Source organism: Bacillus sp. LR--39 (genome assembly GCF_053613335.1).
The window spans coordinates 1-1,163 of record NZ_JBSIOT010000269.1 but is presented as its reverse complement, the minus strand read 5'-3'; the positions used below and the strand labels follow the sequence as shown (position 1 = coordinate 1,163).

Below are 1,163 nucleotides of genomic sequence, written 5' to 3'. Positions count from 1 at the left end.
CTCCATTAACTGAAGAACTGATGGAATCGGCTGATTTGGTTCTGGCTATGACCCATCAGCACAAACAGATCATTGCCAGCCAATTTGGACGTTATCGTGATAAAGTGTTTACGTTAAAAGAATATGTTACAGGCAGCCATGGTGATGTCATCGATCCGTTCGGCGGCTCAATTGACATCTATAAACAAACGCGAGATGAGCTTGAAGAGCTTCTTCGGCAGCTGGCAAAACAGCTGAAAAAAGACCGCAGATAAGTTGTCAGAAAATCTGCAAACAGGTCATTTGCAAATCCTGCGTGAAGGAGTAGAATATAGTGAAAAGCACATCATATGGTGTGAATCAAAGAGCGGACAGGCTGCGCGGTCAATAAAGCGGGCGGGCCGCATCACACACGCTGGGAGGAAAAGCAGATGAAAGTAGCCATTGCATCGGATCATGGCGGCGTTCACATTCGAAATGAAATCAAAGAGTTAATGGACGAATTGCAAATTGAATATATTGATATGGGCTGTGACTGCGGCAGCGGCTCTGTCGATTATCCGGATTATGCTTTTCCGGTGGCCGAAAAAGTGGTTAGCGGCGAAGTTGACAGAGGCATTTTAATTTGCGGGACAGGCATCGGCATGAGCATTTCCGCTAATAAAGTAAAAGGGATTCGCTGCGCGCTGGCGCATGATACCTTCAGCGCGAAGGCGACGAGGGAGCATAATGACACAAACATCCTTGCAATGGGTGAACGGGTGATCGGACCTGGTTTGGCTCGGGAAATCGCAAAAACCTGGCTGACTACTGAGTTTACCGGGGGAAGACACCAAACGCGTATTGGAAAAATCTCCGATTATGAAGAGAAAAACCTGTAGGGGTGCTGTTTAATGAATGAGTTGAAACAAACGTGGAAGACGATGCTGTCTGAGTTTCAGGACCAAGCGGAATTGAAACAAGATCAGCTCTTCGTCCTTGGATGCAGCACGAGCGAAGTGGCCGGCAGCCGGATCGGCACATCGGGCAGTGTAGATATCGCTGAAAGCATCTACAGCGGACTTGCTGAGCTCCGGGAAAAAACGGGAATCCATCTGGCGTTTCAATGCTGCGAGCATTTAAACAGAGCGCTTGTCGTCGAAGCAGAAACAGCCAAGCTGTTCAGGCTTCCAACCGTTTCTGCC

General features: G+C 48.3%; 2 protein-coding genes and 1 pseudogene. All 3 read left to right on the top strand.

Translation table 11 applies throughout. The annotated features are described in order from the left end of the window. A pseudogene (gene prpB / locus ACWHAR_RS22410) lies at positions 1-254 on the top strand (protein arginine phosphatase PrpB); the annotation flags it as partial. Between the two features lie 156 nt (positions 255-410). Beyond that, the gene (gene rpiB / locus ACWHAR_RS22405) at positions 411-860 is read left to right on the top strand and encodes a ribose 5-phosphate isomerase B (RefSeq protein ID WP_014481188.1); all 450 of its coding nucleotides are present in this window, start codon (positions 411-413) and stop codon (positions 858-860) included. Between the two features lie 12 nt (positions 861-872). Beyond that, on the top strand, positions 873-1,163 hold a 291-nt coding region (locus tag ACWHAR_RS22400; RefSeq protein WP_452087871.1), incomplete at its 3' end, for a DUF436 family protein.